The sequence below is a fragment of the Deltaproteobacteria bacterium genome, from assembly GCA_020848905.1.
Taxonomy (GTDB): Bacteria; Myxococcota_A; Polyangia.
This window is the reverse complement of sequence record JADLHG010000019.1, coordinates 22,589-36,872: the sequence shown is the minus strand read 5'-3', so window position 1 is coordinate 36,872 and position 14,284 is coordinate 22,589. Positions and strand designations below refer to the sequence as shown.

Annotated in this window: 10 protein-coding genes; 6 read left to right on the top strand and 4 right to left on the bottom strand. The window is 70.8% G+C overall.

Annotation, left to right across the window (positions count from 1 at the left end; translation table 11 throughout):
* Positions 1-28 precede the first annotated feature (28 nt).
* The gene (locus IT371_09180) at positions 29-3,238 is read left to right on the top strand and encodes a fused MFS/spermidine synthase (GenBank protein MCC6747817.1); all 3,210 of its coding nucleotides are present in this window, start codon (positions 29-31) and stop codon (positions 3,236-3,238) included.
* Positions 3,239-3,277: 39 nt separating this feature from the next.
* Here the strand turns inward: IT371_09180 and IT371_09175 are convergent, their stop codons facing one another.
* From IT371_09175 to IT371_09165, 3 genes are all read right to left on the bottom strand, one after another.
* Entirely contained in the window at positions 3,278-4,912 is a 1,635-nt protein-coding gene (locus tag IT371_09175) for a hypothetical protein (protein ID MCC6747816.1), read from the bottom strand.
* Positions 4,913-5,070: 158 nt separating this feature from the next.
* Entirely contained in the window at positions 5,071-5,397 is a 327-nt protein-coding gene (locus tag IT371_09170; protein MCC6747815.1) for a hypothetical protein, read from the bottom strand.
* A 64-nt stretch (positions 5,398-5,461) separates the two neighbouring features.
* Positions 5,462-6,916: a DegQ family serine endoprotease gene (locus IT371_09165; protein ID MCC6747814.1), complete on the bottom strand. Its 1,455-nt coding sequence runs from the start codon at positions 6,914-6,916 to the stop codon at positions 5,462-5,464.
* Positions 6,917-7,079: 163 nt separating this feature from the next.
* Here IT371_09165 and IT371_09160 point away from each other — a divergent pair, with 163 nt between their 5' ends.
* On the top strand, positions 7,080-7,679 hold the full coding sequence (locus tag IT371_09160) for a nucleotidyltransferase family protein (GenBank protein MCC6747813.1): 600 nt from the start codon (positions 7,080-7,082) through the stop codon (positions 7,677-7,679).
* Positions 7,680-7,833: 154 nt separating this feature from the next.
* Entirely contained in the window at positions 7,834-8,253 is a 420-nt protein-coding gene (locus IT371_09155) for an Hsp20/alpha crystallin family protein (GenBank protein MCC6747812.1), read from the top strand.
* A gap of 28 nt (positions 8,254-8,281) precedes the next feature.
* Here the strand turns inward: IT371_09155 and phnD are convergent, their stop codons facing one another.
* Positions 8,282-10,297: a phosphate/phosphite/phosphonate ABC transporter substrate-binding protein gene (gene phnD, locus IT371_09150; GenBank protein MCC6747811.1), complete on the bottom strand. Its 2,016-nt coding sequence runs from the start codon at positions 10,295-10,297 to the stop codon at positions 8,282-8,284.
* Between the two features lie 167 nt (positions 10,298-10,464).
* Here phnD and IT371_09145 point away from each other — a divergent pair, with 167 nt between their 5' ends.
* From IT371_09145 to IT371_09135, 3 genes are all read left to right on the top strand, one after another.
* Positions 10,465-12,621 carry a DUF4139 domain-containing protein gene (locus IT371_09145; GenBank protein MCC6747810.1) on the top strand — a complete coding sequence of 719 codons (2,157 nt, stop codon included), beginning with the start codon at positions 10,465-10,467 and terminating at the stop codon, positions 12,619-12,621.
* 77 nt (positions 12,622-12,698) lie between these two features.
* Positions 12,699-13,256: a flavin reductase gene (locus IT371_09140; protein ID MCC6747809.1), complete on the top strand. Its 558-nt coding sequence runs from the start codon at positions 12,699-12,701 to the stop codon at positions 13,254-13,256.
* Between the two features lie 76 nt (positions 13,257-13,332).
* Positions 13,333-14,187: an NUDIX hydrolase gene (locus tag IT371_09135; protein MCC6747808.1), complete on the top strand. Its 855-nt coding sequence runs from the start codon at positions 13,333-13,335 to the stop codon at positions 14,185-14,187.
* Positions 14,188-14,284 lie beyond the last annotated feature (97 nt).

Sequence of the window (14,284 nt, the reverse complement as noted above, 5' to 3'; positions counted from 1 at the left end):
GCACGACCTCGTGATATACCAGGGACCCATGGAGCGCGACCGACGGACGGACTCGCCGTTGCCTCTGGCGCTGGTGGCCGTGTGCTTCTTCGGCTCGGGGCTGACCGGGCTCGTCTACGAGCTGATCTGGACGCGGCGGCTCTACGCCGTCTTCGGCAGCACGACCTATTCGGTCACGACGGTGCTCGCGGCCTTCATGGCGGGGCTGGGTATCGGGAGCTACGTCGTCGGACGGCGCGTCGACGCGGTGCGCTCGGGCTTCCGGACCTACGCCTGGCTCGAGCTCGGAGTGGCGGCCTTCGCGCTCGTCTCGCTCCCGCTCCTGGACCTGGTCGAGACGCTCTACGGCGGGCTCCAGCGCGCGTTCGAGCTCGGCCCCGTGGCGTCGGCCGTGCTGAAGCTCGTCCTGGCCTTCCCCGTGCTGGCCTTCCCCGCCGGGATGATGGGGGGCACGCTCCCCGCGCTCGCCCGGGCCATCGTGCAGCGCCGCGCCGAGCTGCACCGGGACGTGGGCCGGCTCTACGGCATCAACACCATCGGCGCCGCGGCCGGCACGCTCCTCGCGGGGACGCTCCTCATCGAGCGACTGGGCCTCTATCGCTCGATCCTCCTCGCGGCCACCGTGAACGCGCTCATCGGCGCGGCCGTGCTCTGGGCCCTGCGTCGCGCCGGGGAGGAGCGCGAGCCCTCCGCGCCGCCCGCGCCCACCGCCGCGGCGGGCCCCGAGGTGGGGCTGCGGGCCCATCTACGCCGTCCGACCGTGCTCTTCTGCGCCGTGGCGGTCTTTCTCACGGGCCTCCTCTCGATGTCCTACGAGGTGGTCTGGACCCGCCTCCTCTCGCTGCTCATGGGCAGCTCGACCTACGCCTTCACGCTGGTCCTCGGCATCTTCCTCGTCGGGATCGCGCTCGGCTCGCTGCTCTATAGTTACTTCGCCCGCGGGCGCCTCCCCACGGTCTTCAACCTGGCGCTGGTCCTGCTCGCGCTCGTGATGTGGGCGGCCGTCTCGCTGGCGGTGATCCCCGAGTTTCCCGGCGCGCTCGTGCGCCTCGCGCAGGTGCCGGGCCTCACCTTCTACCGCGTCCTCTCCTTCGAGTGCCTCTTCGCGGCCGTGCTGCTCTTCGTTCCGACGCTCCTCCTCGGCGCCGCGCTCCCCATGGCCATGGGGATCATCTCGCGCGCCCTCGGGCAGGTGGGGCGCGACGTCGGCGGGGTCTACCTCGTCAACACCGGCGGGGCCATCCTCGGGAGCGTGCTCACGGGCTTCGTGCTCATCCCGTGGCTCGGCACGCGCACCACCCTGCTCGTGGGCTTCTGGATCAATCTCTTCCTCGCGGCGGTGGGCCTCTTCGCCTTCGCCGGGACACCCGCCCGCCGCACCGGCGCCCTCGTGCTCGTGCTGCTCGTCGGCGGCGCGGCGCTTTCCCAGCCCCCGTGGCCGAGCCAGGTGTACGACGCGGGGCTGGCCTACCGCCTGGACCGCGTCGCGGCCAAGAACCCGCTCGAGCTCGAACAGCGCCTGCTCCGCGCCCCCAGCAAGGCGCTCTTTCTGCGCGAGGGGGTGAACGCCACCATCTCGGTGCGGCAGTTCCGGCAGTCGCTCTCGCTGCTCATCAACGGCAAGCCCGACGCTTCGAGCTCGCTCGACATGCCGACGCAGGTGGTCCTCGGCGCGGTGGCGATGCTGGCCCACCCGCGGCCCGAGCAGGTGGCCATCGTGGGCTGGGGCTCGGGGGTGACCGCCTACACCACCACCTTCTTCCCCGAGCTGAAGCGCGTGGACGTGATGGAGATCGAGCGCGCCGTGATCGAGGCCGCGCCCTTCTTCCACCCCGTGAACGGCAAGGTGGACCAGCACCCGAAGCTGCGCGTGATCTACGACGACGCCCGCAGCCGGCTGCTCACCAGCAAGCAGCAGTACGACGTGATCGTCTCGGAGCCGTCGAACCCGTGGATGACCGGCGTGAGCGGCCTCTTCTCGCGCGACTACTACCGCCTGGTGAAGAGGCGCCTCAAGCCCGGCGGCGTCTTCGGCCAGTGGCTGCAGCTCTACCGCATCGACGCGGCCTCGGTGGCGCTCGTGCTGCGCACGCTCCTCGACTCCTTTCCGCACGCGCAGCTCTGGTTCAGCGACCTGCACGACGTGCTCCTCCTCGGCTCGGAGCAGCCCTTCCGCCTCTCCCTCGATCGGGTCCGCCGGGCCTTCGAGGCCGACGCGCGCCTCGGCGTGCACCTGGCGGCCTACGGACCGGGGGCGCAGCCCGAGCACGTCTTCGGCTGCTTCCTGCTCGACCGTCCCGCGATCGAGGCGCTCCTGGCGCGCTTTCCCACGGAGGTGATGCACGACGATCGGCCGACCCTCGAGTACCGCGCGGTGCGGAACCTCTACGGCGCGCACCCCGACCACATCGACGCCCTGCTGAAGCTGAAGATGGAGCGCGGCAACTTCCTCCCCCCCCTCGAGGGGAGCCCGCCCCCGGTGGGGCTCGCGCTCTCGGGTACGGCGCGCCTCGTGCACCTCAAGAACGACCTCTCGGACCGGTTCACCTCCTGGGCGCTCCAGCGCTTCGGCGACGAGCCGCAGCTCCGGCTCGAGCGCGCGCGCACGCTCCTGCGGCACCGCAAGTTCGGCGAGGCCATCGCGCTCGCGCAGGCGCTGCCCAAGGAGCCGGGTTTTCTCGCCGAAGGGGCGCTGGTCGAGGGGCGGGCGCTCCTCCGGAGCGAGCGGGCGGGCGAGGCGCTCGCGAAGCTCTCGGCGATGGGACGCTTCCGGCCCACGGCGCGGCGCTACTACCAGCTCGAGGCGGCCACGACGGTCGGGAACTATCCGCTCGGCTGGCAGCTCGCCGAGGAACTCCTCGGCACGATCGACGACCGCACCGACCCGGACGCGCTGCTGCTCGACCGGCGCATGATTTACGAGCGGATCTTCGAGCTCGCACGCCGCAGCAAGGAGTTCGACCGCTCGGTGCGGCTGCTCACGCGCCGCAAGGAGACGACGGGGGGCGAGGTGGAGCGTCTCGCCGCGCTCCTCGAGGCGTATCGCGGCGCCGGGATGCCCAAGCAGGCCGCGCGGACCTTCGATGCGCTGCTGGAGTTCGACATCCTCGACGAGCGGCACCTGAAGAGCTGCGAGGCGATCTACCGCGAGGCGGGCGAGCCCGATCGCGCGAGCGCGTGCCGCGAACGGCGCGAGCGGCTCCTCGGTCCGAGCGAGCCGGAGACGCTCTGGAAGTAGGCTGCGTCGGCGTCGGCCGTGGATGGCTCGAGGGCACCGCTACGGCGGCGTGTCGCACTTCGCCGTGCCCCAGGTTCCCACCTCGCGGCAGTTCGAGCGGCACGCCTCCTCGTTCGACCAGAAGCCCGGACCCGCCTTGTAGTAGGTCGCGTAGGCGGCGACCTTGCAGCGCTCGTCGCGAGCTTCTTTGGTCGTCTTCTCGAAGGCCGCGGCGTCGCCCGGGTAGCTCACGCAGGCCACGTGGCCCTCGACGAAGCAGATCATCCAGACTCCATCTCCCGTGGGAGGAGGAGGCGTCGTCGGCGCGGCGGGCGGCGGCAGCTCGAGGGGCGCTGCCTGGTTCTCGCTCACGGCCACGGGCTTGGGGCTCGCGGCGACGGCCTTTCCTTCGCCCAGGCTCACGGCGCGCACCTCCTCGCCGCTCGGCACGAGCACCTTCTTCCCGGCGGGCACCTCGCCGTTGCGCACCCGAAGGTGGCCCGCCTGGCGTGCCGTGTCCTTGCTCACGAGGATCGTTCCGCTGACCTTGCCCTGCGGCTTGAGCTCCACCGCGCCCGTGCCGGACCCCTCGCCGAAGGCCTTGGCGGTAGGGTCGGCCTGCCCCGCAGACCCCGTGTGCTGCGCGAAGGTACGCACGGCCTTCGCGAGGTCCTTGCCCGTTTGTTCCACCTCGGCGGGTGGAGTCTCGGGCGCCTTCTTGGCGAAGAAGTCGCGTACGCGGCCGATCACCTTCTGCTCGGCCTGGGTCTTGAGCCAGGAGATCGCGTCCTTCGCCTTCTCCTCGGCCTTGACCACGACCTCGACGGCCTGTGCGGCCTTCTCGACCGATGCGTGCACCACGTTCCCCACCGTTTCCTTGAGCAGGTCCACGCCGGCGGCGACGGCGGAAGCGCCGGTCTTGTAGGCGTTGTCGAGCGAGGGGCGCCGCTTCTCCTGGGCTGCGATGGCGCCGTACTCCGTGGATGCGTCCTGCGTGAGGTCCTTGTGCAGGTTGAGCATGGAGATCTTGCCGTCGAGCTCCCCGGCCTTCAGCTTGCTGAAGAACTCCTCCTTGGTCGCGCCGAGGCTCACGGAGGGCTGGTCCGTCTGGCGCGACGTCGTCAGATCCAGGCGCCCGGCGGCCTGCAGGTTCTTGGTGGCGTCGTAGACCTCGGTGGCCACGTTGTCGCCCCCTTTCTCGACGATGGCGAGCACGTTGTCCCGAGCCTCCTTGGCCGCGCCGCGCGTCGTGTCCCAGAAGAGGCCCTTCAGGCTATTGAAGAAGGGGATGCGGTCCCCGAAATCGGCCTTCGCCTCGGCGGGCAGCTTGGCGCCGAGGGAGGCGAGCGCGCGGTCGGCGAGCCAGTACGCGCTCGCCGCCTGCTCGAGGAGCTCGAGGACCCTGGCGGCGCTCTGCTCGTACTTCGCGCTGCCCTTCTCCCCGAGGTCCAGGCTCGGATCGAGGAGCGGCTTGGCGCCGTTCTCGGTGAAGAGCTGCAGGAGTCCCGCGTAGGCCTCCATCTGCAGGTCCGCCGCCTGCTCGAGGGCGGCCAGGTCCGCGGTGTTCTCTCTCGCGCCGGCGGGGGGTGGCGTGCTCGAGGTCGAGTTGCTCGAGCAGCCCGCGGCGACGAGCACGAGACCGAGCGTGGCGGGCGCGAACGAGATGGTGTGGCCGATGGTCCTCAGTCGCGACATAGGTACCTTTTCTGGCTGTGGGTCGAAACCGCGTCTGCTTGGAATGCAGGATTTTTGCACCCAGTGACGCGCGGGTAAAGAAACGCGCCGTCGCGCCGTCGGGGAGAACGGCAGGGGGGATCAGCGGGGGAAGGGCGGAGGGGAGGACGGCCGCGCGGCTACGCGGCCTCGATCTTGACCGCCGAGCGGTAACGCTGACTCTGGCGCCGCTCGGAGCGGCGGTTGAGCTGCACGCGCAGACGCTCGGCGGCGATGTGCACGGCCGAGACTACCTCGTGGCCCGAGGACTGGGCCGTGAGCTCCACATCGCGGTAGGCGAGGACCAGAGTGACCTTGCACTCGGGAGGTCCACCCTCGACCACCGCACGCAACGTTGCCGGCTCCTCGGCGAGGCGCTCGAGGCGCCCCATGCTGCGCTCGAGGGCACGTGTCGCGGTCTTGACCTCGGCGCGCTCGAGAGCCCGGAACGTAGTTGCTAGCTGCATCGCTGACTCCTTTCGGCGTAGAAACCCATCCCAACGCAAAACGACCTACCCACTCTCAAGCTAGCTAGGGCTTAGGCAGAAGGAGATAGAAGGCAGAACCTTGCCGATAGACGAGCACCAACACCCGACCCCTCGCCGCCGCATAGAGCTGCTGAAAGCGGCTCACCGAGTTGATGGTAACGCGATTGAGCTCCAAGATCACGTCCCCCGGTTGCAGGCCGGCCATGGCCGCGGCGCTGTTCGCGTCCACCCGCTCGATGATCACGCCCTGCGTCAGACGCTCGGGGAGACTGAACTTTTTGCGGTGCAGGGGGTTGATGGGAGCAAGACTCATGCCGCCCGATTGCCCGGTCCCGCCCACCACCGCGCCGGTGCCGCCCAGGTTCGAGGGCAGCTCGCCCAGGGTGAGCGGCAGGTTCTTGAGCGCGTTGCCGCGGTAGTACTCCACGGTGACCTTGGCCCCGGCTCCCGACGCGGCCACGAGGTTTCGCAGCGCGCCCGTGCTGTCCACCGTCTGCCCGTTGATCTTCACCACCAGATCTCCGCGCTGCAGCCCCGCCTTGTGCGCCGGGCCGCGCGGGTCCACGTCGGAGATCAGCACGCCGCGGGTGGTGGGGAGCTTCATCGCCTTGGCCAGCTCCTGGTCCACCTCCTGGATGATCACGCCGGCCCAGCCGCGCACCACCTTGCCGCTCTTCAGCAGGCTCGTCACGATCGGACGCACCATGTTGGTCGGGATGGCGAAGCCGATCCCCTGATAGCCGCCGCTGCGCGAGAGGATCGCCGTGTTGATCCCCACCAGCTCGCCGCGCAGGTTCACGAGCGCGCCGCCCGAGTTGCCGGGGTTGATCGCCGCGTCGGTCTGGATGAAGTCCTCGTAGTCGACGATGCCCACGTTCGCGCGCCCCTTGGCCGAGACGATCCCCATGGTCACCGTCTGCCCCACGCCGAAGGGATTGCCCACCGCCAGGACCAGGTCGCCGAGGCGGAGCTTGCCGCTGTCGCCGAACTCGAAGGGCTTGAGCCCCTTGGCCCCCTTCAGGCGAATCACGGCCAGGTCGCTCTTCGCGTCGGTGCCGACCACCTTGCCCTCGAACTCCCGCTTGTCCGACGTGGTCACCCGGATCACGTCCGCGTTCGCCACCACATGGTTGTTCGTGACCACGATGCCGTCGGCGCTGAAGATGATCCCCGAGCCCATGCCGCGCTCCTGGCGTTCGCGCGGTCCGTGGGGGCCGTGCCCCCGGAAGAAGTCGCGAAAGACCGGGTCCTGACCAAAGGGCGAGTCTGAGACGGGCACCTTGCGCGAGGAGGAGATGTTCACCACGCTTGGGACGACCTTCTCCGCCACATCGGCCACGGAGGTCACGACCCCGCCGCTGGCCGCGAAGGCCGGGTGCGGGGTGAGCGTGACCGAGACGGCCTCCGGGTGGGTGAGCCGCACGAGGGTGAAGGCGGCGGTGAGCACGAGCGTGATCCCCGCCACAAGTAGGCCGGCGCGAAGTCGAGAAGCTGCCACGATGATCCTCCTGAGCGAGTCACCCCGAAGGTGTGTCGGGGGCTCGTGGGGTCAACCCCATCCTGGGGCGGGTCATTCCCGCCCATCGGTGTAGAGTCTAGGGACGGCCGGGTCACGGTTGCCCGGCCTGCGGCCCGGTCTGCGGGCGAAGGCGATCATATAGATGGATCGAGGCGCGCCAGGGGGACGAATCGCCGGGCTCGTGCCGGCGGCCGGGGCCTCGCGCCGGCTGGGGCAGGACAAGCGCCGGCTGCCGTGCGGGGAGAGCACCGTCCTCGAGGCCACGGTGGCTTCGCTCCGCGACGGAGGGCTGGAGCGCGTGGTGCTGGTGCTGGAGCCGGACTCGCCGTGCGTGGGCCTACCGGGGCTCGCTGCCGTGGAGCGGGTGGTGAACCCACGGCCGGAGCGCGGGATGCTCTCGTCGGTACGCGAGGGGCTGCGGGCGCTGTCCGACTCGGTGCTGGGGGTGGCGGTGCTGCCGGGGGATCACCCCTTCGTGCCGGCCTCCGTCGTGGCCACCCTCGTGGCGCGCTTTCTCGAGGCCGAACCGGACCTGCTGGCCCCGCGCTACGGGCTGCGGCGCGGGCACCCCCTATTCGTGCACCAGAGGCTCTTTGCCGAGGCGATGGCGTGCGACGACGCCGTCGGCTTGCGCGAGCTCGTCTGGCGGCACGAGGCGCGGCTCCTGGCGGTGCCTATCGAGGCTCCGGGGGCCGAAGACGACCTGGACCTGCCGGAACACCTCGCGCGCCTGCGCCACTGAACGGGCCGCGCGCACCGCTCGTGCGTCACCTCGCGCGCTCTTTTCTACGCCGCCTAATCCCTTCTGCGTGCGTGTCAAGGCCTTGCTATGAGCCGGGGCAGCTCCACATTGACGGGCGTACGAGGTAACCAACACCGTCTCTGGAGGTGATGTCATGTTGATCCGTTGGAATCCGTTCAGGGCCATGCCGCTCTCTTCCGAGTTACAGGAGCTCCTGCGCCCCGCGACGGGAAATGGCGGGACGTTCAGCTTCGCGCCGGCTCTCGATCTCGAGGAGCATCCGGACAGGTTCGTGCTCAAGGCCGACCTGCCAGGGATGAGCGAAAAAGAGATCGAGGTGAAGCTGGACGAGGGCCGGCTGGTGCTGACCGGAAAGCGCGAGTTCGCCCAGGAAGAGAAGCACGAGGGGATGCTGTATCGCGAACGTCGCTCCGGGAGCTTCTGCCGGACCGTGACGCTCGGCGAGGCCGTGGACGTGACCGGCATCGAGGCCACGTACAAGGACGGCGTGCTCACCGTGGTGCTTCCCAAGCGGCCGGAGGTGCAGCCGCGGACCATCCCGGTGAAGGCGTAGCCAGAGGGGCCTCGCGGCGGGGGCCCGCTCAGTCGAGCAGTCCATCGGCGCGGGCGGCGCTCTCGACGGTGGCGTAGTCGGCGGGGCGCACGGGCACGAACCGGTTGACCCGGTAGATGTGTCCGAGGGTCTTGCGGCCGAGTTCTCGCTGGGGGTCGAGGGTGAGCAGCGCTGCGCGGAGCGCTCGAGTCACGTCGGAAGACAGGCGCGTCGAAGCGCAGATCACGTCGTAAGGCAGCCGACCGGTGACCGAGAGCACGCGCACGCGCGAGCCCGCGATCCCCAGCGAGGTGACGCTCAGCAGCGCACCGGAGTAGACCGCACCCGCGTCGCAGTGGCCGGCGATCACGTCCTCGAGCACGCGCGAGTGCGTGCCGCTGAAGCGCACGGCCGAGAAGGCCTTATCGGGGTCCAGCCCCTGACCGCGCAGGAAGTGCCGCGGCAAGAGGTAGCCGCTGGCCGAGCCGCGTTCCACGTAACAGAAGCGCTTCCCCTTGAGGTCCGCCGGGGCGCTGGCCGCGCTGTCGTCGCGCACCACGAGGTAGCCCTGATAGGTCTCGGCCCCCTCGTAGCTGTGCGCGGCGACGGGGGTGAGGCCCGGAGCCTTGCGCTGCGCCTGGACGAACTGCAGCGGGCCGAGGTCGCCGAAGTCCAGCTCGCCGCGGAGAAGCTGCTCGGTGACGGTGCGGTAGTCGCGGGGCACGCTGACGGTGATCGGACGCCCGAGCTTGCGCTCGAGGTAACCGACGAGGCCCGCCACCTCGCTGCGCACGACGTCGGCGGAGAAGGAGGGGACGACGCCGAAACGCAAGGGCGGTCCCACGAGCGGCGCGGGGCGAGTCCAGCGGCGGTAGGCCACGCCGGCCGCGGCGCCGGCGAGGACGATGCTCAGGCAGGCCCAGACCAGGGGCCCGCCGAAGAGGCTTCGGGGTCGAGGGGACGGCGCGCGACGGCCGAGCCGCACGCCGGGTCGCGTCTCCGCGGGGTCGGCGTCGGGCCTGTCGGCGGGGTCGGGAGTGGCGCGGGTCTCGAAGCCCGCGAGCAACGGGACCTCCGCGCTCGCGCGGGGAGGTCGCGTTCCGAGGCGGCGCACGGCGCTCGTGCGCAGGGCCACGAGGTCCTGGCACCCGTCGCGCACGTACTGGTCGAGGAGCTCCGGCGAGGAGGGGCGACCGAGGTCGGCCATGGCGGCGCGGAGGTCGATCCCCAGCTCGCCGGCGGTGGCGTAGCGCTCCTCGGGCTCGCGCGCGAGGGCGCGCAGCAGGATGCGCTCGAAGACCTCGGGGAGGCCGGGCTCGAGGCTGCGCGGGTCGGGGAGGGGTTCCTCGGTGATGGCCTTCAGCGTCAAGAGGTCGCTCGAGCGCTCGAAGAGGCGGCGCGCGACGAGCAGCTCGCAGAGCACGATGCCGAGCGAGAAGAGATCGGAGCGTCGGTCGAGGGGCTCGCCCTGGCACTGCTCGGGGGACATGTAGGGGAACTTGCCCTTGATGTTCCCCGTATGAGTGCGCACGGCGGTGTCGTGCGCCTTGGCGATGCCGAAGTCCACGAGCTTGACCCGCCCCTCCTCGGCGAGCACGAGGTTGTGCGGGCTCACGTCCCGATGCACGAGGCCGAGGAGGTGCCCGGCGTCGTCCCGGAGCTCGTGCGCCGCGTGCAGCCCGTCGCAGGCCTGCGCCGCGATCTCCGCCGCCACGGCCCAGGGGACCGGCGTCTCGGAGAGGCGTGCCCGGCGATTGATCGCCGCCACGCCGGGGCCCGCGAGGTACTCCATGGCCATGAAGTACTCGCCCCCCTCGCTCGACACGTCGAGGACGCGCACCACGTTCGGGTGGTCGATGCGCGCCGCGAGCCGCGCCTCCTCGAGGAACATCTGCACGAACTCCGCCTCCTCGGCGAGGTGCGGGAGCACGCGCTTGACGACCACCAGATGCTCGAGTCCCGACGTCCCCTCGGGGCGGGCGAGATAGATCTCCGCCATGCCGCCCTTGGCGAGACGGGCGAGGAGCTCGAAGCGGCCGAGCCGATGGGGCCTGGCGGGGAGCATGAAGGCGCGGAAATGATGGCACGGTCGCGCCGCGCGCCGCAAACCGGCGGCAATTCCTTGCCACCCGGCGTGGCGGCCGCGTAGCCTCGAGGCCTCGACCCACAACTGGAGATGTCGCGCTCGGTCACGAGCACGGTGGGTTCGGGTCCATCACGCGGCGGGAGAACATGCGACGACACACGAGATGGCTCTGCGCGCTGGCCGTCCTGGGCGGCTGCGCCACGACCGGGGAGCGACGCGCCGACGATCTGAAGGTCACACGGGCGGTGCTCTATCAGAACGGCATCGGCTACTTCGAACGGCAAGGGACCGTCGAGGGGCAGGAGATCCGGCTGCGCATCTTGCCGGCGCAGATCGCGGACGTGCTCAAGTCGCTGACGGTCGTGGACCTGGGCACGGGCCGGGCGGTGAACATCGCGCTGCCGGTGGAGAAGACGCGGGCGCGGCTCCTCGCGGCGCTCCCCGAGCAGGTGCGCGAGAGCGGCGGGCTCGTGGGCATCGCGCGGGCCTTTCGCGGGGCGCGGGCCACCGTGCGGGGCAAGGAGGGGAAGGCCACGGGCCGCCTCGTGGGCGTCGAGCAGCTCGGCGACGAGGAGCACGCGACCTGGCGCCTGACGGTGCTGACCGACGACGGTACGCTGCACAGCTTCGACGCCACGGGCGTGACCGAGCTGCAGGTGCAGGACCGGACGCTCGAGGTCGGCCTGCGCAAGGCGCTCGACGTCTCGCTCGACGAGGGGAGCTGGAAGCCGGTCGAGCTGGTGGTGCACCTCACGGGCCCGACGCCGCACCAGCTCCTCGTGAGCTACGTGGTGGAGATGCCGACCTGGAAGCCGGCCTACCGCGTGGTCCTGAGCAAGGGGCAGGCGAACGGGCTGCTGCAGGGCTGGGCCGTGGTGGACAACGTCTCGGGCGAGGACTGGAACCGCGTCTGGCTCTCGCTCACCGCCGGGACGCCGCTCACCTTCGCCTACGATCTCTACACGCCGCGCTTCGTGCGCCGCTCCGACCTCTCGCCGCAGCAGGAGGCGGTGGCCGAGGCGCCCCCTCCCGCGACGGGGAGCGCGGGTCCCGCCGACCAGCCGGCGGCCGAGCCCGAGGCCGAGTCCAAGGTGGCCGAGGCCGACGAGGGTCGCAAAGAAGAGGGGGACTACCGGCGGTACAAGAAGAAGGCCAAGGGGGCGATGCGCTCGCCGGCCCGCCCGAGGGGCGCGGGTTCCGGCGCCGGGATGCGAGGCGACATGATGGCGCGCGCCGAGGCTCAGGAGAAGCCCGCTGCCCCGCCGCCGCCGCGCATGAGCTCGGAGCTGCTCGAGAAGAGCTTCTCGGCGCTCGTGGCGGGGGCGCAGGTGGGGAGCCTCTTTCGCTACGACATCGAGGCGCCGGTGACGATCAAGGACCGCCAGAGCGCGCTCGTGTCGATCCTCAACAAGCGCGTTCCCGCCGAGGACGTGCTGCTCTTTCGCGTGGACAGCTCGGCGAACACGCCCTACCGCGCGGTCCGGCTGACCAACACGACGGGCTACGTGCTCGAGAAGGGGCCGGTCGCGATCTACCGCGACGGGAGCTTCGTCGGAGAGGCCGTGGGGGGCCAGGTCGAGGCCTCGAGCTCCACCTTCATCCCGTACTCGGTGGACGGGCGCGTGCTCGTCACGCTCGACGACCAGGTGCGGGACGAGAGCGCGCGCCTCGTGCGCATCGTGAACGGGCAGCTCACCGTCGAGGCCAAGCAGGTCGCGGTGCACAAGTACACCGTGCACAACCGCACCGGCGAAGCGGCGACGCTCTTCGTGCAGCGCCAGCACCGCGTGGGGTGGAAGCTCACGCAGCCCGACAAGGGGGTCCTGATCGAGAAGGACTACTACTTCGCGCCGGTGCGCCTGGCCGAGAAGGGGAAGACCACCTTCGAGGTGCGCGAGGAGACGCCCGTCCGACGGTGGGCCGAGATCTTCTCGCACGAGGGGCAGCAGGCGATCCGCCTCTATCTGAAGGACCCGAGCGCCGACCCCAAGCTCACCGAGCAGCTCAAGCAGGCGCTGAAGCTTCAGGAGGAGCTCTCGAAGCTCGAGGACGAGCTCGAGCGGCTGCGGCGCGAGAAGAACGCCTTCAGCGAGCGGCAGACCCAGGTGCGCGAGAACCTCAAGCTCCTCGGCAAGGCGCTCCGCAACCAGGACCTGGCGAAGAAGCTCACGGCGACGCTCCTCGAGCTGGAGGGCAAGCTCAACGACGTGACGCGCAAGCTGGTGGCCAAGGACATGCAGCGGGCCACGCTCCGGGACCGGGTGACGGTGATCCTGAAGTCGGTCACGCTCGAGACGAAGTAGGCCCCGCCCGCTCGAGGCGCAACGCTCGGGGCGCAACGCGCTTGCCAGGCTGCGCGGGATTTGCCATAGCTCTGCCCGTGAGCCACCCCGCGATCAATTCGATCTTCTCTCTGACGAACCACGAGGTCTGGGCGGTGAGCGCGCACCATCGCGGGCTCGACAACGCCATGATCGCCACCTGGATCGTGCCGGCCACGCTGGTCTACGACGAGCTGCGCCTGGTGGCCGTGCTCTCGGTCGAGAACTACACGGTGGAGCTCCTGCGCGAGAGCGGGCGCTTCGCCGTGCAGATGCTCGCCGAGGGGCAGCACGAGCTCCTGCCGCGGCTCGGGCTCCATTCGGGGCGCGCGAAGGACAAGCTCGCGGGCCTGCCGCTCGCGCGTAGCCCCGGCGGACTCGCGCTGCTCGAGGGGACCTGCGGCTGGGCCGAGTGCGTCGTGGTGAACGCGATGGACAGCGGCGACCGGCTCGTCTTTCTCGCCGACGTGGTCGCGCAGGGGATTCATCCCGGGCGCAAGCCGCTGCACAAGCGCGACGCGTTCGAGCGGCTCTCACCGGGGCAGGCCCTCTCGCTGGTCGAGAAGGCGCTCCTCGACGCGCAGCGCGATCGCAAGCTGCTCAAGCGCTTTCGCTAGCGCACGGCACCGCACGGCGCACGGCACCGCACCGCACGGCGTACCAGACACCCCATTCGAGCAGCTGGAGACACGCATGACCCCTGTCGAACCGAAGGACGCCGCGACCGTGCTCCTCGCCCGCGACGCGCCGGGAGGAGCCCAGCTCTTCATGGTGCGCCGGCACAAGGGCAATCGCTTCATGGCCAACGCCCACGTCTTCGTCGGGGGGCGCGTGGACGAGGCGGATGCCGATCCGGCCACGCTCGCCCGCTGCACCGGGCTTCGGCCCGAGGAGGCCGCGGCGCGGCTCGGTCTCGAGGAGGGTGCGCGCGCGCTGGCCTTCTACGTGGCCGCCGTGCGCGAGGCCTTCGAGGAGGCGGGGGTGCTCCTGGCCGAGGACGAGCCGGGGTACTCGCGCTCCGCGCCGCTACGCCTCGACGAGCTCCGAGAGCAGCTCAACGCGGGGAGCCTGGCCTTCGGCGATTTTCTCGCGCGCGAGCGCCTGGTGATCCCCGCCGACCGGCTGCGCTACCTGGCCCACTGGATCACGCCCACCTTCGAGCCCAAGCGCTTCAGCGCCCGCTTCTTCATCTGTCAGGTGCCGGCCGACCAGCAGGCGCGCTTCGACCCGCGCGAGACGAGCGCCGGCGAGTGGCTGACGGTGCGCGAGATCCTCGACGGCAACCGCGAGAAGCGGCTGCAGCTCGCGCCCCCCACGCTCTGCATCCTGGAAGCGCTCCTTCCGTCGTCGGCGACCGCGGGCGCGCTCGTGGCGGCGGCTGGGGATCGACCGCTGCCCAGCGTCCGCCCCGAGCCGCTCATGCAGTCCACCGCGCTGACCCTCATCCTCCCCGAGGACCGTCGCTACGGCGGAGGCGCCGCCGAGGCCGGTCCCGAGCACTATCTCGTCCTCGAGGACGGGGTCTGGGTCCGCTACCGCCGCGACTGAGCCCGGGGATCTCGGCTCGGGGAACGGGCTCCCCCTCCGGCCACTTCCCGAGCCGGGGCCTCTTCGAAAGCGAGAGGCCGGGGCAGGCAGGTGTCTC